Below are 16,968 nucleotides of genomic sequence, written 5' to 3' on the forward strand. Positions count from 1 at the left end.
GGAGGTTCAGGTGAACAAGCCGCTCTGGATTTGCAGTTTGGTCGGTGCAGCCTTGGGGATCAGCCTCGGCCTTGCAATTTTCCATACTCCTTTTTGGGGATTCGCTGCGGGGCTCGGAGTGGGTGCTGTTGTGGGGGCGTCCATCCGCCGCCGCCACTAGTCCGATGCACTGCCGCGGAGGGGCCGCGCAGCGTCGCCGGCGTAGCCAAGGCTGCGGTGGGGCAGCGCCGGATTCGCGTTACTTTACATAATGTTGATTATCGGCGTTTAGTAGCGGGCCGCAGCAGGGGGTTCGGCAGGACGCCGTGAAGCAGCCCTTCGATGAGTTCACTGACGCTGGTCAAAGCGAATAAACGCGCAGGTCCACGCCGTGCGCACCATTGTCTTTATCCCGGTGCGCGTCAAGAATGAGTCAATGACGGTCTACGTGCGTTCACTTGAAACTGCAGTCCCGACGACAATGCTGATCCAGTCCGAAGCCCGTGACGTGTTCGCAGCCCAGCCCGGCCTGTCCCGCCTGGGTTCCCGGCTGGTGACTACCTGTTTTGACGGCGCCGCCATCGACACGAGGTTCACCGCCGTCGATGAACTGACCAACTCGTCCCGCTCGGACAACCCGCAGTTCTACGACCAGCAAACCGGGCTGCTCCTGAACCCCAGCACCAAGGTCCGCAACGATATCTTTGCCCGGGAAGCCACCAAACTCTTCGTGAAGGCCTCCCGCGCTGCCCTGGATGCTGCCCCCGAACTCGATTTACTTGACATAACTCATCTCGTGACCGTCTCCTGTACAGGCTTCTTCAACCCCGGCCCCGACTACAAGGTGGTCCGGGAACTGGGCCTCAATCCGGCTGTCCAGCGCTATCACCTGGGATTCATGGGCTGCTATGCGGCGTTCCCTGCGCTCCGGGCGGCAAAGCTCTTCTGTGAAGCGGACCCGAACGCCGTCGTCCTGGTTGTCTGCGCCGAACTGTGTTCCCTCCATGTCCGGACGTCCAACGACCCCGACACCATCATGGGCTCGGCGCTGTTCGCTGACGGGGCCGCAGCCGCCGTCGTCACCGCCCGGCCCGGCACGGAAGAAAGGGCGCTGCTCACGCTGGACCATTTCGAGACTGTGCTGACCCCCGTCGGTGAGGATTCCATGGCATGGAACATCGGCGACAACGGATTCGAAATGGTGCTGGGCAACTATGTGCCGCACATCATCGATGACCACATTGTCGGCGCCCTGCAGCCGCTCCTCGAACGGGAGCCGCACCTGGCGGCACTCCCCTACGCTGCCGTCCCCCACTGGGCCATCCACCCGGGAGGTCGGAGCATCCTGGACAAAGTCCAGTCCCGGCTGGGCCTGACCGACACCCAACTGGTCCCCGCGCGTGAAACCCTCCGCAGTTACGGCAACATGAGCAGTGCCACCGTCCTGTTTGTCCTCAAGCACATCCTGGAGCAGGAGCTGGCGGAAGGTGACGACGGCGGAGAACGCATCTGCTCCATGGCCTTCGGACCCGGGCTCACTGTGGAAACCGGACTGTTCACCAAGCTCCGGCAGGCATCTGCCGTGGAGCCGGAACGTTTCCTTCCGGATGAAGCGGGCGCCCCGGATGAAGCGGGCATCCCTGATGAAGCGGGCGTCGGCTGACGCGGAGGCCACAAGATGGGGATCCTCATGCACCAGCGCGCCGCCGGGGCCACCGAGAAGATGGACCTTCCGGACTGCGACCCGCGGCTCCTGGAAAACACCTACCGGCAATTTGGCATCATCAACCGGGTCCTGTCGGGCTGGCGGCGGCTCTATGTGAAGGAAGTGCGCACGGTGGTACGGGACGGGCGGCGGCCCGTGACCGTCCTGGACATCGGCTGCGGCGGCGGGGACCTCGCCGTCATGCTTTCCCGGTGGGCGGCACGGGACGGCAAGCCGCTGCACATCACCGGAATCGACCCCGACCCCCGCGCGGCCAGCTTCGCCCTCCGGCGTCCGCCCGCCCCCGGCATCGAATTCCGCCAGGCACACAGCGGCGACCTCGTCGGCGAGGGGCGGAAATTCGACGTCGTCATCTCCAACCATGTCCTGCACCACCTCGTGCCCGAGGAGCTCCAGCAGCTCCTGAAGCACTCTGAAATCCTCGCGGTGGACAAGGCCCTGCACAACGACCTCGTACGCAGCCCCGCAGCCTTTGCCCTGTTCAGTGTTGCGGCCCTCCCTTTCCGGCATTCCTTCATCCGCGGGGACGGCCTGACGTCGATCCGCCGGAGCTACAAGCCGGCCGAATTGTCCGCTGCCGCACGTCCCGGGTGGACGGTGGAAAGGTCGTCGGCCTTCCACCAGGTCCTTGCCTACCGCCGGGGGTGACATGGACACGGATGTGCTGATCGTCGGCGGCGGTCCGGTGGGTCTTTACCTGGCCGCCGTGCTGCTCCAGGACGGGGTGTCGGTCAGGGTCCTGGAGCAGCGGCACACGCGGAACCTGCACACGCGCGCCATCGGAATCCATCCGCCCGCCCTGCAGGCGCTCGACCGGATCCAGGTGGCGGCAGCCATGGTCCACGAAGGGGTACAGATCCGCCGGGGCCGCGCGGTGAGCGGCGGCAGGACCGTGGGGACCATGTCCTTCGACGCCGTGTCCGGGGACTATCCGTTCGTGCTGGCACTCCCCCAGTTCAGGACGGAGCAGCTGCTGGAGGACCGCGTCCGGGCCCTGGACCCCGCGGCCCTGGTCAGGGGCGCCAAGGTGGTGGGGGTTAAGGACGACGGCGGCCCCGTCACCCTGGCATTCGAGACGCGCGGAAGTGCCACACGGCACGCCGGGACCGCGACGGCATCATTCCTGGTGGCCGCAGACGGTGCGCGCTCACAGCTGCGCGGCGCCCTGGGCCTGGCGACTACCCGCAGGGCCTATCCGGACCATTACCTCATGGGCGATTTCGCCGACGGCACCGGCTATGGGGATGACGCTGTCCTGTTCCTTGAGCCCGCCGGGATTGTTGAGTCGTTTCCCCTTCCCGGCGGGATCCGGCGGTGGGTGGTCCGGCTGGGCGGCCCGGCAACCACAGCGGGCCCACTGGACCTGGCCGCGATGGTCATGGAGCGCACCGGCATCCGCCCTGATCCGGACACCAACTCCATGCTGAGCGCATTCAGCGTGCAGTCCACGTTGGCGCGCCGCACCCGCGCCGGCCGGTCGCTGCTGCTGGGCGACGCCGCCCATGAGATCAGTCCCATCGGGGGCCAGGGCATGAACCTGGGCTGGCTTGACGCCCAGGCGCTGGCGCCACTGGTGCAATCCACGCTGCAGGGCCGGCCCCTGGACGGACAATTCCGGCGCTTCGAGAAGACCCGGCGGCGGGCCGCAGCCGTGGCGCGCCGCCAGGCCGAAATCAACATGATGCTGGGCAGGCCGCTTCCGCCTCCGCTGCAGCGGATCCGGAGCGCCGCCATTGGCGCCGCGGCGTCGAGGCCTGCCGTGAACCGGTGGGTGGCCAGGCGTTTCACGATGGACTGGGATGCGCCGCGCGGCTAACGGAAGTAGCAGTCGTAGCTGTCCTGGCTGGTGATGACGCCGTTGCTGACCTCAAACACCGACGACGTCCTGGCCCGGATGGTCTCACCGCGGTCCCAGTAGCGCAGGTCCATCAGGACGGTTGCCGACCAGTCGGCCTCCACAGCGACCCGCCCGTCCTCGCAGGTTGTCCTGCGGATGGTGAACTTCTGGTCCGCCACCACCTCACGGCTTTGGTCCGCACCCGACAGCACCTCCGCCAGCGTCCGCGTGGACCCCTCCGGTGCCAGAAGGTGCGGGGCTTCGGTCAATACGAACGATTCAGCCAGGAACGGCCGGATATCCTCCGCTCCCCCGCCTGCCTCCAGCACCCGTAAAAACGCCAGGACACGCTCCAGGGGCGGGGCGGGCAGCGGGGATTCATCAGCCATGCACCCGACACTAGCGCAGGTGGCCGCTCCCGGTCCGCCAGTAGGCTGTGACCATGACCTCCACCGTTCCGCAGACCACCGCCAGCACTGAACAGATCGTCGAGACCGTCGAGCGGATCCTTGCTGCCGGCACCCTGCCGCCGATCGTCCAGGCAGGCCATCCCGCCCTGCGGCAGCGGGCGGCTGCATTCGACGGCCAGCTCCCGGCCGGACAGCTTGAGCGTCTGATAGGCGTCATGCGCGAGGTCATGCATGAGGCGCCCGGTGTTGGCCTGGCGGCACCGCAGCTGGGCATTCCGCTGCAGCTGGCAGTCCTGGAGGACCATTACGACGTCACCCCGGAGGCCGCGGCCTTGCGCAACAGGGAGCCACTGGACTTTTTGGCCATCGTCAACCCCCGCTACACCCCTGTGGGTTCCGGACTGGCATCGTTTTATGAAGGCTGCCTTTCCCTGAACGGCCTGCAGGCCGTCGTGGCGCGGGCGGACACCGTGCTGCTCGATTTCCAGACACCCGGAGGCACAGCCGAGCGGCGGGAGTTCTCCGGCTGGCAGGCGCGGATCGTGCAGCATGAGACCGACCACCTCAACGGGATCCTATACATCGACCGCGCCCAGCTCCGTTCCTTGAGCAGCAACGCCGAATACGCTGCCCACTGGGCAGAAGCAGGGATTGGCAAGGCACGCGAGGGGCTGGGGTTCGACGACGGCCCGGCGGGTATTTCCCTTCCCTGACCTTTGGGCCCGGGCAGGCGCAGCCCGTCCCCGGCACGCGCGGCCCTAAGATGGTTCCCATGCCTTCCACCGCCGACCTGCCCCTGCTGTGCCCGGTGTGCAGGAGCCACTTCGAGCCCGCAGCCGGGGGCGCCGGATACCAGGGGCGCCTCAGGTGCCCGTCAGGCCACAGCTTCGACGCGGCGCGGCAGGGCTACTTCAACCTGCTGGTCGGCAAAGGGACAGCCTTCGAAGCCGACAGCGCGGCGATGGTTGAGTCCCGGTTCAACTTCCTCGGGGACGGGCATTACCGGCCGCTGGCGCAAGCGCTGGCAGCCGCCGTCGTTCCCTTCCTGCCGCAGGAGGGCGGCGCCGTGCTGGACTCGGGCACGGGGACCGGCCACTACCTCCGGGAAATCCTCGACGCCGCAGCAGCGCGGGGAGTCCGCGCCGGGGCCGTCGGCCTGGACATCTCCAAGTTCGCCCTGCGCCGTGCCGCCCGGCTCAACCCGGAAGCCGTCAACCTCGTTTGGGACATCTGGCAGCCCCTGCCGCTGGCCAGCGCATCCGTGGACGCCGTCACGGTGGTCTTCGCCCCGCGCAATCCCGCCGAGTTCGCCCGGGTCCTCCGGCCCGGCGGAGCCTTGGTGGTGGTCACGCCCAGGCCAGGACATCTCGCCAGCATCGCCAAGGTCACGGGGATGCTCGGCATCGAGGAGGGCAAGGACAACAGGCTGGCCGAATCCATGGCCCGGGACTTCGAAGCGGAAACCAGCGCCGACGTCGATATTCCGTTGCTGCTGACGCGGCGGGAAGCCGCCGACCTGGCGTTCATGGGACCGGCGGGCCACCACCTGGACCGGGAAGCGATCGCGGCCCGGCTTGAAGGCTCCAGGGAGCCGGTCACCGCCGACGCAAAATTCCGGATCCTGGTCTTCCGGCCGCGGAGGGCCAGCGCCGCGTAACGACTTGGCCACTAAGCCCCGGCGCCCGTGTGCGCCCCACCATACGGCGCGTCCGGCGGACTAGGATGAAGGAACAGCTACCGGCGGGTCCGCAGAGGCGGTTCCCCGTGGCGAAGGGGGAACCAGGATGTTCGAATGGCTAGGGGAAAACTGGTGGGCACTGTGGCTCACGGCCTTCCTGGCGTTTGCCGTGGTCGAAATGATCACCCTTGACCTGTTTTTCATCATGCTGGGCGGCGGATCACTTGCCGCGCTGGTTGCTGACTTCGCCGGCGCGGAACCCTGGCTGCAGGTGGTGGTCTTCTGCATCGTGTCCCTGCTCATGGTGGCCTTTGTCCGTCCAGTGGCACTTGGGCATCTCAAGAAGGGCCCCGCCGAACAGCGCACCAACGTGGACCGGCTGATCGGTGAACCGGCTGTGGTGATGGAGGCCGTCACTTCCGACGGCGGCCTGGTGAAGATAGGCGGCGACATCTGGAGCGCCCGCTCGGCCGCCGGTGTCCTGCCCGCCGGGCAAAAAGTGGTGGTGGCCGCAATCGACGGTGCCACAGCAGTTGTGTCGGCACCGCCGGAGGCGGTTGCCGGTCCAGATACAGCCTGACAATTGGGGAACAAGGAGTTGTATGGAAAACGTGGGCGGAACCGCACTGGCCATCGTGCTGATGGTCCTGATCGTGTTCGTGATTATTGTTTTGGTCCGGTCGGTGCGGATCATCCCGCAGGCCCGCGCCGGCGTCGTTGAACGCCTTGGCAAGTACCAGCGGACGCTCAACCCTGGCCTGACCATCCTGATTCCGTTCGTGGACCGGCTCCTCCCGCTCCTGGACCTGCGCGAGCAGGTGGTCTCGTTTCCGCCGCAGCCGGTCATCACCGAAGACAACCTCGTGGTCTCGATCGACACGGTCGTCTACTTCCAGGTGACCGACCCCAGGGCAGCCACCTACGAGATCGCCAATTACATCCAGGCCGTGGAGCAGCTCACCACCACCACTTTGCGCAACGTCGTGGGTGGCCTGAACCTGGAGGAAGCCCTGACGTCCCGCGACCAGATCAACGGGCAGTTGCGCGGCGTGCTGGATGAGGCCACCGGGCGCTGGGGCATCCGGGTTTCCCGGGTGGAGCTGAAGGCGATCGATCCGCCGCACTCCATCCAGGATTCAATGGAGAAGCAGATGCGTGCCGAGCGTGACCGCCGTGCGGCGATCCTCACTGCCGAGGGAACAAAGCAGTCTGCGATCCTCACGGCGGAAGGGCAGCGGCAGGCTGCCATCCTCAAGGCCGAAGGTGAAGCCAAGGCCGCGATTCTCCGTGCGGACGGTGAATCGCAGGCAATCCAGAAGGTCTTCGACGCCATCCACAAGGGCAACCCGGACCAGAAACTCCTCGCCTACCAATACCTGCAGACGCTGCCGAAGCTGGCCGAGGGTTCGTCCAACAAGCTCTGGATCATCCCCAGCGAAGTGGGCGAAGCGCTGAAGGGAATCGGAAACGCGCTGGGCGGCACCGCACCGGACTCCGCCGTCGGCGGGCTTTTCGACGAGGTGGCCGCCAGGCCTGCCGAGCCGTAACCAAGGGCCCACGAAACAGGTGCACAGGGCACGCGAGGGATCCGCATGACCGCGGATCCCTCGCTGTTTTGGTCCAGATGATATGGCGCCCGTATAATTGGGTATTTGTCCGGCAGGGAATACCCGCTGGAACAACCAAGCTTCGCAATGCGTTGAATCCTATGATGCAGCACAGTGCACACACTAGTCCGGCGGTGCGTGGCCACCGCCGGCTTACGCGGGGTTTTGATCCGCGAACCGAACAGAGGGAGAAATCATGAGCGATCGCAGCCTGCGGGGCATGCGCCTTGGCGCGCAGAGCATGGAGACCGAATCCGGAGTTGAGCCGGCTCCGCGCCAGCGCGTCGAATACCGTTGCGAGGACGGCGAGCAGGTCTTCGTCACGTTCTCCTCCGAGGCCGAGATTCCTCCGGTTTGGGTGTCCAAGACCGGCAAGGAAGCGCTTCTGGTGGACGGTGAAAAGCCTGACACCAGCAATGACAAGGCTGTTCGCACGCACTGGGACATGCTGCTGGAACGCCGCTCCCTGCCCGAGCTGGAACAGATTCTCGAGGACCGCCTGACCATTCTGCGTGAACGCCGCGGTGAACGCCGCTCGGCCTAAGACCGGATTTGCAGAAAAGGGGGCTTCCCGCACCGTGGTGCGGGAAGCCCCCTTTTCTTGTGCCGTGCTTCCTGTGCCGAGCCTCCTGTGCCGTTGCCCGGCGCCACCAAAAGCTTAGGGCCGGGACGAGTTCTTCAGCTTTCCGGCCAGGGTGTTCCAGCGCGCCGCGAGTCCCCACTTGGTCACGTTAATCATGGCTTCGAGCACGATGTTGCCGCTCATCTTGGAGGCACCCAGCTCGCGCTCCACGAAAGTGATGGGCCGTTCCTCGATGCGGAGGCCCAGTTTGGCCACGCGCCATGCCAGGTCCACCTGGAAGCCGTAGCCCACCGAGTCCACCTGGTCCAGGTTGAGCTTCTCCAGCGTGGTGCGGCGGAACGCGCGGTAGCCGCCGGTGACGTCCTTGATCTTCAGTCCCAGCATCAGGCGGGCGTAGGTGCTTCCCACCCGGGAAATCGCCTGCCGGTACAGCGGCCAGTTGACCACGCTGCCGCCGGGAACCCAGCGCGAACCCATCGCCAGGTCCGCGCCCTGGTCCACGGCTTCCAGCAGCTGCGGCAGTTGCTCGGGCTTGTGGGAGCCGTCGGCGTCCATCTCCACCAGGACGTCGTAGCCAGCCTCAAGGCCCCATTTGAAGCCGGCGATGTAGGCCGCGCCCAGCCCTTCCTTGCCCTTGCGGTGCAGGACGTGGACCTGTGAATCCTCGGCGGCGATGCCGTCGGCAAGTTTGCCAGTGCCGTCCGGGCTGTTGTCATCGACCACCAGGACGTCCGACGCCGGAACAGCCGTCCGCAGCCGCTGGAGCGTCTTGGGCAGCGATTCAAGTTCGTTGTAGGTGGGAATGATCGTAAGGACGCGCACAAAGGGCCTTTCCTGGGGGAAGTGGTCGGAGCACCGGATGCCAAGCTGGTCGGCGGCGGGCGCAACTCCCCATTATAGGACGGGTTGCTGGGTCAGGATCGCAGGGCCGGGCTGGCGAACAGTTCGGTGCCGTTCCTGACCGTCTGCAGGCAGACCGGATCGGCGCCGGTGTCCAGTGCGGGCAGCATCGGTGTCCTGGCCCGCGGATCGGTGCTCCACGACTGCACGCGGCCATCGGCGACCTGGACCATCAGTTCCTCGACTTCCCACACCGCAAAGCTTGCCGGTGCACCCGGTACCAGCTGGCCTGCCATGGGGTTGGAGTGGCGGGCCGCACGCCAACCGGCCCGGGTGTGGCCCAGGAATGCCGCGCGCGCGGAGATCCGTTCATCGGTGTTGTGGTGTTCCAGGCAGGCCCGGACGCTGGACCAGGGGCGGAGCGGGGTCACCGGACTGTCGCTTCCGAAACAGACCGGAACGCCGGCGGCGTAAAGAGCCGCGAACGGGTTCATGGCCCTGCTCCGCTCCCCCAGCCTTCGTTCGTACAGGCCGCCGGGGCCGGCCCACGCCGCATCGAACGCAGGCTGCGCGCTGACGGTGACCGAGTAGCGGGCCAGCTTCCCAATGGCTGCGGCATCGACCATCTCCACATGCTCGAGGCGGTGGCCTGCTGCACGCACCCGCTGCTCGCCCACTTCCTGCGCGGCACGCTCCAGAGCCGCCAGCGCAACGTCCAGGCCGGCGTCGCCGATGACGTGGAATCCGCCCTGGATCCCGGCCAGCGAGCAGGCTGCAAGGTGGGCGGCCGCCTGGTCGACGTCCAGGTACAGGCTGCCCCGCTCCCCTGCCGCGTCTTCATACCCGGCGCGGAGGGCAGCCGTCCGGGACCCGAGGGACCCATCGATGTTCAGGTCCCCGGCAAGGCCCCGAAGACCAAAGCCGAACTGGTCAAGGAGGCCGCGTGCCTGCTCCTCGGAGGCGACCAGCTCCCCCCAGTACGGAAGGACTTCGGGATACGGCCGCGTCCCGGCCCTGTCCGTATTCCAACCGGCGGCCAGCCGCAGGTCGTCTGCGCCCCCGATGTGGGGTGCACCCATCTCGGCCAGCGCAACGTATCCGTTCGCTGCCGCTTCGGCCAGGGCGCGGGCCTGGTGCCGCTGCAGCGTCCCGGCCGGCATCCGCCGCGTGGCCAACCGGGCAGCCGCGTGGGCTGCCCGGGTCACCCGCCCGCCGCCGTCGTACCCGTCCTTGCCGCGCAGGTCCGCGGCCTGCGCCAGTGACGCCGAAACCAATGCCGAGTGCACGTCCACCCGTGACAGGTAGACATGCCTGCCGCCGGACGCCCGCTCCAGCTCCTCCGCGGTGGGCAGGGTAGGGTCCTCCCACGCCGTGTCATCCCAGCCGTGGCCCAGGACGGGCCCTTCGCCGGGTGCTGATGCCACGGCGTCGAGCAGCCCCCGGGCAGACGCCACCTCACCCAGCTGCAGTGACTCCAGGGCGATCCCGGTTTCGGTCAGGTGCATGTGGGAGTCAACAAAGCCCGGGGCGACCAGTGCGCCCCGCAGGTCGATGATCTCCATGGAGCTGTCAGCGATGGACGACGCGGCCTGCTCCGATCCAACCCAGGCCACGGTGTCCCCGTCGATGAGCATGGCCGTTGCGAAGGGGTCCGCTGCAGTGTAAACGGACCCGTTGCGGTACAGCACGGGCTTGGGGCGGGACATGGACTGGCCATCGGGAAGGGTCATACTGGGCAGGCTCCTGGGACGGAACGGGCCGGCCGGGGGCCGGCGTTGGCGAATCAGAGGACGGACGAATAGGCCACGACGCCGCGGCGGATCAAGGAGATTGCCTCGGCGCACAGCCGGGCCAGGCGCGGATCCAGGCCCGGGATCTTGGCCAGCTGGTCGAGCAGGTCCACCACCTGTTTGACCCAGCGGACGAAGTCCCCGGCGGCGAGGTCTGTTCCATTGAGGACATCCTGCAGGTGCCGCCCCCGGGCCCATTTGTAGAGTGGCCAGACGAGGCCCAGCTCGGGTTCACCCGTGAGCGGGAGCTTGTTCTCCTCCTCCACGTCTTCCAGGACGGACCACTCCCTCACCACGATGTCCACCGCCGTTTCGAGGGAGACACTTGGCATGCGTGGCCGGAGCCCGCGGTCTTCGCGCTTGGCCTGGTACACCAGCGCGCTGGCCAGGGCGGCCACCTCCGCGGCGTCCAGGTCGTCGAAGGCGCCCAACCGCAGGGCCTGGGAGATCAGCAGGTCCTTCTCGCCGTAGATCCGGCGCAACCGCTGCCCGTCACGGCTGATGCGCAGCCCGTCGTCGCCCGCATCCTCGAGGTAGCCATAGGCGGACAGGACGTCGCACACCCGGTCAAAGGTCTTGGCGATGGTGTTGGTCCGCCCCTGGATCTGGCGGACCAGGCCATCGGTTTCCCGCCGCAGCTTCCACCACCGCTCGGACCAGCGGGCGTGGTCCTCGCGTTCGCTGCAGCCGTGGCAGGGATGGGAGCGCAGGGCCCGGCGGAGGTCCGCGATGCGCTTCTCCTGGTTGGGGAGCGCCGCGCCACGGCCGAAGTCCTGGTTGCGGTTCTGGCCCGGTGCCGGCGGCCGGTTCTCCCGCAGCGCGTTCCGCGCCGAAGAGGCCAGGTCCCGCCGCGATTTCGGTACCTTGGCGTTGAAGGATTTGGGGATCCGGATCCTCGTGACGGGGGCGATGGGGCCCTCAAGGTCGTCAATGCCGATCCTGCGGAGCTGGCTGTCGAGCGTGAGAACGGCGGGCCGCGGTTCACGGCTGCTGTGGTCCGAACTCAGGACGACGGCGGGCCCGGGGGCGCGTCCGCCGGGGACATTCACCACGTCGCCTGGCAGCAGGCGCGCCAGCGAGTCGTCCGAGAGGGACTTCCGCATGCGGGACTTGGAGCGCGATGTTGCGTTCTCGGCGTCGGAAAGTTCCCTGCGCAGGCGGGCATATTCGGTGAAGTCGCCCAGGTGGCAGGTCATGGACTTCGCGTAGCCCGCCAGCGATTCTTCCCGGCTCCGGACCTGACGCGCCAGGCCCACCACGGAACGGTCGGCCTGGAACTGCGCGAAGGAGGACTCCAGGATCTCGCGCGCCCTGGCCCGGCCGAACTGGGCCAGCAGGTTGATGCTCATGTTGTAGGTGGGCCGGAAACTGGAGTTCAAGGGATAGGTGCGCCGGGATGCCAGGCCGGCGACCGCCGTCGGGTCCGTGCCGGGCTGCCACAGCACCACGGCATGGCCCTCGATATCGATGCCGCGCCGGCCGGCACGGCCGGTGAGCTGGGTGTACTCCCCCGCGGTGATGTCCACGTGGGCCTCACCGTTGAACTTGTCCAGTTTCTCCAGCACCACGGAACGGGCGGGCATGTTGACGCCCAGTGCCAGCGTCTCCGTGGCGAAGACAGCCTTGACGAGGCCGTCGGCGAACAGCTTTTCCACCACCTCCTTGAAGGTGGGCAGCATTCCGGCGTGGTGGGCGGCGAAGCCGCGCAGCAGGCCGTCCCGCCACGTCCAGAAACCCAGGACGTCGAGATCGTCCGGCGGAATGTCCTGCCCCGCTTCATCAACCCGCTGCGCAATGATGCGCTGCTCTTTCTCGGTGGTGAGCCACAGCCCCGATGACACGCACTGAGCCACCGCCGCCTCGCACCCGGCGCGGGAAAAGATGAAAGTGATGGCGGGCAGCAGGTCCATGCGGTCCAGGCTGGCGATCACCTGGGGACGGCTGGCCCGGCGAACACCCGTCGGTTCAGCCCCGCGGCCTGGACGGTCGTTTCCGCGCCGCCCGCGCTGGCCGCGGCCCGCCGGGCTGCTGCGGTAGCCCTGCTGGCTTTCGCTGCGCGCCACCGCGAGCAGGTCCGGGTTGACGTCGAAACCCCGGCCCTTGGAGGTTCCGCGCGGCAGTCCCGCGCGCTCCGGTTCGCCATCACCCGGTTCCACCGGCGGAGCGATCTCATCGAAACTGGTTTCCCCGGCGAAGAGATCCATGATTTGGCGGCCCACCATGACGTGCTGCCACAGCGGCACCGGCCGGTGCTCCGAGACGATGATGTCGGTGTCGCCGCGGACGGTGTCGAGCCAGGCGCCGAATTCCTCGGCGTTCGAGACCGTGGCGCTCAGCGAAGCAACCTGGACCTCGCTGGGCAGGTGGATGATGACCTCCTCCCAGACGGCGCCGCGGAAACGGTCCGCAAGGTAATGGACCTCGTCCATGACCACGTAGCCCAGGTCAGCCAGGGTCTCCGAGTCCGCGTAGAGCATGTTCCGCAGGACCTCCGTGGTCATGACCACTACCTGGGCATCGCCGTTGATGCTGGTATCGCCGGTCAGCAACCCGACGTTGCCGGCGCCGTACTTGGCGGTGAGTTCGGTGAACTTCTGGTTGCTCAGCGCTTTGATGGGGGTGGTGTAGAAAGCCTTCAGGCCCCGCTGCAGGGCCAGGTAGATGGCGAACTCCCCCACGATGGTCTTGCCGGCACCGGTGGGGGCGGCCACGAGGACACCCCTGCCGTCCTGCAGGGAGCGGCATGCCTGCCGCTGGAAGTCGTCGAGCTCGAAGTCCAGGGTCCGGGTGAACGACCCAAGGTAGGTGGCTGCCTCGGCCCGGCGCTCGGCGCTGGCCCGGTACCGTTCAGCAGGTGACAGCTCTTCGGGATCGGTGGGCCCGGAGGAGACCGGCCCGGAGGTGGAGGACATAGTCCTAGCCTAGCGGCAGCCTAGAGGTTCTTTAGCTCACTCCTCGGGGTGGCGATGTCGGCCGTGGCCTCGGTCTCTTCGGCCTGCCGGGACTGGCGGCGTGCGCGGCGCTTGTCGTTCATGATGCAGATGCCGATGGCGGCAAAAAACAGCACCAGGAGCGGACCGGCCAGCATGAACATGGAAATGGCGTCCGCACCCGGCGCCGCGATGGCCGCCAGGACGAACACGAGGAAGACGGTGATGCGCCAGGCCTTGAGGATGGTGCGGCCGGAGACGAGTCCTGCCATGTTGACGCCCACCAGCACCACCGGGACCAGGAACGCGATACCGAGGACGAGCACCATCCGGGTCACGAATTCAATGTATGTGCGTGCGTCGATGACGCTGGATGATCCCTCGGGCGTGAACTGGGTCAGCGCGTGCACCACCTGCGGGACCACCTGCCAGCCAACCCAGATTCCAGCAAGGAACAGCGGGATGGCGGCCGCCATGTAGCCCAGGGTGTAGCGCCGTTCCTTGGACGTCAGCCCCGGGGTAATGAAGGCCCAGAGCTGGTAGATCCAGATGGGGCTGGAGATGACTGCCCCGATGAGCAGCGACATCTGGAGCTTGAAGTCGAAGGGCGAGGCGATGGTGCCGAAGTTGATGGCCGCGAGGCCTCCGGTCTCATCCGAGATCCGGTTGACCGGTTCGGCCAGTGCCTTCAGCAGCGGATCGTAAAGAATCCAGCCCCCAATGCCGCCAATGACGACGCCGATTGCCGACTTGATCAGCCGGTTCTTCAGCTCCTTGAGGTGCTCCCAAAGGGACATGCGTCCCTCGGGATTGGCTTTACGGGACCGCGACAGTGCCACTGGAGGTCAGGCGCGGTTCGACGGCGGAACGTCGGTGCCGTCTGTCGGCTCACCTGGCTTCGCCTTGGGGTGGTTCACGATGGTGCCTTCCACCGGGCCGCTGGCATCGGTGGATTCGGTCTTGCCGTCGTTCTTCATTTCCTTGACCTCGGACTTGATGATCCGCATCGACTGTCCGAGGCTCCGGGCCATGGCCGGGAGCTTGGGCGCAGCAAAGAGAAGCAAAGCGACAACGATGATAATGACGATGGGCCAGGGGCCATCAAAGAGTCTTCCCACGGGAAATCCTTTCCTCTAAATACATCCTACTTCTATGTGAAGTCGAGATCCCCGAGTGCCTGGGGCTGGCCCCGGTCCTTCTTGCGCTGGACCCGCCGGCGGCGGCGTTCTTCGCGCCTTTTGGATTTGGATGCCTCGTAATCATGTCGCATGAGTGCGGGTGAGGCAAAAACAGCGGAGCCGGGCGCCGCACGTTTTTCGTCGTCGGGCTCCGGCTGCTGGTCCAGGGGACCCAGCCTGCCGAGCGTGCTGCCGGCCTCGCCCAGGTCCCTGACGGTGGCCATGAACTGGCGGAAGAGGCGGATGCCCAACAGGACGTAAAACAGCAACGACAGCGCAACAAGCGCCACCCATATCAGGATCCAGGACCACCAAGGCATCTCGAAAGTCTATCCGCCGTAACGCGCGAGCGAGGCCGCGAGCCATTCCTGCGCGGCCCGTGCCAGTTCGGCGGGAGCCAGGATCCTTGCCGCACCGCCGTGCTGGGCCACGAACATTGGCAGCCAGGCGGTATTGCCGAACCTGACGTCGGCGACCAGCCCGCCGTCGGGAAGTTCCGCGGTGCGCTCGGCGTAATAGTCCTCCGCAAGCCCGCGCCCTTGGCGGGTGAGCTGCAGCGTGACGGTCGTGTCGTCGTCGTTCGCGGTGAAAAGCTTGGCCGGTACGCCGCCGGCAGGCGGGTACCCCGACATGGCGGGCGCCCCGTTGGGGTACACGTCCTGTACGCGGTCCAGGCGGAAGTTGCGCAGTCCGTCCACCCGGTGGCACCAGGCTTCGACATACCAGGTGTTGTCCAGTGAATAGAGCCGCAAGGGATCCACGTCCCGCTCGGTGACGGCGTCACGCTGGGGCGAGAGGTACGTCAGATGGAGCTGTGCGCGTGATTCGATGGCCCGGCGTACGGTGGCATGGGTGGCGGCGTCGGCGGGTGCAACCTGGGGCCCAGCCAGGGAGGCAGCGCGGAGGCCCTCTTCGCCGGCCGCTGCCAGCAGCTTCAGCGTGACGGATTCCAGGGCACCGCCGCCGGGAAGGTCCGGGAGGCCGTTGAGGGTTTCCAGTCCGGTCAGGAGGGCGCAGGCTTCCTCGACCGTAAACCGGACAGGCTTTTTCAGGTCCAGGTCCTGGGTGATGAAGACATGGTCGTCCTCCCACTGGATATCCAGCAGGTCATCCGGATAGCCCTCCGGCAAGCCCGTGCAGATGAGGATGCGAAGGTCCGCTTCCAGCTGGTCCCTGCTGACGCCAAAGTGCGTGGCCACATCCTGGATGTGGAGGCCCTGGTTGTGCACCAGGAAGGGGACCAGCTGGAGCATGCGCCTGAGCTGGTCCTCGGAGGTGCCCTTCGCGGCCGTCCGCGGCCGGGTGCCGGTAAACGCGTAGGCGGGCACGGGCGACGCACTGAAGTCCGCCGCAGCGCGTAGCCGGCGCCGGACCGCCCCGGTGAGTTCGGCAGGGGCAACGGCCAGCGCGTCGGGCCCGTAGGACGCCAGTTCCTCTGCCAGCACCTCCGGATCCCGGTACTCCAGGCTGAGCCGGTCATAGCCGTCGGCGGGACCGTCTGCCGACTCATCCGGCAGGCCATCCACCGCACGGCGGCGAAGTGCCAGCAGGCGCCCCGCTTTGATGTCTACGACGGCGGTGCGGAGCGGTAATTCCGGAAGCCGGTCCAGTTCCTCGCGGATATTGAAGTCCCCCGGCGGTGAGTAACTTTCCCTGGCCAGGGTGGTGACGGCACTGGTCATCCGGGAAAGCCGGAAATAACGGACCGCATTCCGTCCGCGGTCGTGGCCCACCAGGTACCACTGCCCGAAGCGGCTGCCGAGCCCCCAGGGCTCAACCGTGCGCGGTTCCTCCTTCCCGGTACTGCCGGCAAGATACGTGAAGGTGACCGGATGCCTGGCGTGCATGGCGGCGACGATGTCATCGAAGGCCTGTCCGGCAGGCTTGATCCGCGGCTGGACCCCGGCCGGGAGCTCGACGTCGGCAAGGCGGCTCGAAGCCTGGAGTTTCCGCACCGCGCTGCGGGCAGCTGTTCCCAGCGCGGCCCGTTCCCAGAGCTGGGCGGCCAGCAGCAGGACGGTCCATTCCTCGGGTCCAAGCTGGACGTCAGGGAGCCGGTTGGACTCCTTGCCGATCCGGTAGCGGGTGGTGGCGGGATCGTCCTCGCTCCAGCCGAGGTCCGTCAACGTTTCGACCTCGAAGCCCATGTCCCGCAGGTCGTTCTTGTCCCGTTCGAACATGCGCCCGAAGGCCACATCGTTGCCCGAAGTGTCGTGGTAGACCTTTTCGCGCAGTTCACTGCGGCGGAGCCCGTAACGGGTGTTCAGCAACGCAATCAGCAAGTTGAGGAGTCGTTCAGTGCGGGGTACGGACACGTTGGCTACGTTACTAAACTCCGCGGGTGAACGCAGAAAGCGCGGCAGCACCGGGAATGGCTCCCGGTGCTGCCGCGCTTGGTGCTGCTGGTGGA

General features: G+C 66.9%; 16 protein-coding genes. 8 read left to right on the plus strand and 8 right to left on the minus strand.

Annotated features, from left to right (window positions below; all coding sequences use genetic code 11):
* The first annotated feature begins 415 nt into the window (after positions 1–415).
* The 3 genes from AC2JAJ_RS17820 to AC2JAJ_RS17830 are packed head-to-tail and all read left to right on the plus strand — an operon-like array spanning position 416 to position 3,521.
* Positions 416–1,642, plus strand: coding sequence for a type III polyketide synthase (locus tag AC2JAJ_RS17820; protein ID WP_486415005.1), 1,227 nt, complete (start codon positions 416–418; stop codon positions 1,640–1,642).
* A gap of 15 nt (positions 1,643–1,657) precedes the next feature.
* Positions 1,658–2,353, plus strand: a complete 696-nt coding sequence (locus AC2JAJ_RS17825; protein ID WP_486415004.1) for a class I SAM-dependent methyltransferase — start codon at positions 1,658–1,660, stop codon at positions 2,351–2,353.
* A 1-nt stretch (position 2,354) separates the two neighbouring features.
* Complete coding sequence (locus tag AC2JAJ_RS17830) at positions 2,355–3,521, plus strand: FAD-dependent oxidoreductase (RefSeq protein WP_486415003.1); 1,167 nt, start codon at positions 2,355–2,357, stop codon at positions 3,519–3,521.
* On the opposite strand, the gene AC2JAJ_RS17835 is transcribed toward AC2JAJ_RS17830, so the two are convergent.
* A complete protein-coding gene (locus tag AC2JAJ_RS17835; RefSeq protein WP_486415002.1) occupies positions 3,518–3,931 on the minus strand; it encodes a nuclear transport factor 2 family protein in 414 nt (137 codons plus the stop codon). The genes AC2JAJ_RS17830 and AC2JAJ_RS17835 overlap by 4 nt on opposite strands.
* Before the next feature lie 53 nt (positions 3,932–3,984).
* Between AC2JAJ_RS17835 and AC2JAJ_RS17840 the strand changes: the two genes are divergently transcribed.
* From AC2JAJ_RS17840 to AC2JAJ_RS17860, 5 genes are all read left to right on the plus strand, one after another.
* Positions 3,985–4,665: a peptide deformylase gene (locus AC2JAJ_RS17840; RefSeq protein WP_501053231.1), complete on the plus strand. Its 681-nt coding sequence runs from the start codon at positions 3,985–3,987 to the stop codon at positions 4,663–4,665.
* A 59-nt stretch (positions 4,666–4,724) separates the two neighbouring features.
* Entirely contained in the window at positions 4,725–5,609 is an 885-nt protein-coding gene (locus AC2JAJ_RS17845; protein ID WP_486415001.1) for a methyltransferase domain-containing protein, read from the plus strand.
* 127 nt (positions 5,610–5,736) lie between these two features.
* Positions 5,737–6,210, plus strand: coding sequence for an NfeD family protein (locus tag AC2JAJ_RS17850; RefSeq protein ID WP_486415000.1), 474 nt, complete (start codon positions 5,737–5,739; stop codon positions 6,208–6,210).
* A 22-nt stretch (positions 6,211–6,232) separates the two neighbouring features.
* Positions 6,233–7,177 (plus strand): SPFH domain-containing protein, encoded by a 945-nt coding sequence (locus AC2JAJ_RS17855; RefSeq protein ID WP_486414999.1) that lies wholly within the window; start codon positions 6,233–6,235, stop codon positions 7,175–7,177.
* 256 nt (positions 7,178–7,433) lie between these two features.
* Positions 7,434–7,781: an RNA polymerase-binding protein RbpA gene (locus AC2JAJ_RS17860; protein ID WP_018761356.1), complete on the plus strand. Its 348-nt coding sequence runs from the start codon at positions 7,434–7,436 to the stop codon at positions 7,779–7,781.
* 114 nt (positions 7,782–7,895) lie between these two features.
* Here AC2JAJ_RS17860 and AC2JAJ_RS17865 read toward each other — a convergent pair whose 3' ends face one another.
* From AC2JAJ_RS17865 to AC2JAJ_RS17895, 7 genes are all read right to left on the minus strand, one after another.
* Positions 7,896–8,642, minus strand: a complete 747-nt coding sequence (locus AC2JAJ_RS17865) for a polyprenol monophosphomannose synthase (RefSeq protein WP_486414998.1) — start codon at positions 8,640–8,642, stop codon at positions 7,896–7,898.
* 92 nt (positions 8,643–8,734) lie between these two features.
* A complete protein-coding gene (locus AC2JAJ_RS17870) occupies positions 8,735–10,390 on the minus strand; it encodes an amidohydrolase family protein (RefSeq protein WP_501053232.1) in 1,656 nt (551 codons plus the stop codon).
* Positions 10,391–10,443: 53 nt separating this feature from the next.
* A complete protein-coding gene (locus AC2JAJ_RS17875; RefSeq protein ID WP_486414997.1) occupies positions 10,444–13,362 on the minus strand; it encodes a DEAD/DEAH box helicase in 2,919 nt (972 codons plus the stop codon).
* 20 nt (positions 13,363–13,382) lie between these two features.
* The gene (gene tatC / locus AC2JAJ_RS17880; RefSeq protein ID WP_486414996.1) at positions 13,383–14,177 is read right to left on the minus strand and encodes a twin-arginine translocase subunit TatC; all 795 of its coding nucleotides are present in this window, start codon (positions 14,175–14,177) and stop codon (positions 13,383–13,385) included.
* Positions 14,178–14,225: 48 nt separating this feature from the next.
* On the minus strand, positions 14,226–14,498 hold the full coding sequence (tatA, locus tag AC2JAJ_RS17885) for a Sec-independent protein translocase subunit TatA (protein ID WP_045731378.1): 273 nt from the start codon (positions 14,496–14,498) through the stop codon (positions 14,226–14,228).
* A 32-nt stretch (positions 14,499–14,530) separates the two neighbouring features.
* A complete protein-coding gene (locus AC2JAJ_RS17890; RefSeq protein WP_486414995.1) occupies positions 14,531–14,878 on the minus strand; it encodes a hypothetical protein in 348 nt (115 codons plus the stop codon).
* Between the two features lie 9 nt (positions 14,879–14,887).
* Positions 14,888–16,873: a helix-turn-helix transcriptional regulator gene (locus tag AC2JAJ_RS17895; RefSeq protein WP_486414994.1), complete on the minus strand. Its 1,986-nt coding sequence runs from the start codon at positions 16,871–16,873 to the stop codon at positions 14,888–14,890.
* Between the last annotated feature and the right edge of the window lie 95 nt (positions 16,874–16,968).

This window comes from Arthrobacter sp. MOO21 (genome assembly GCF_057369995.2).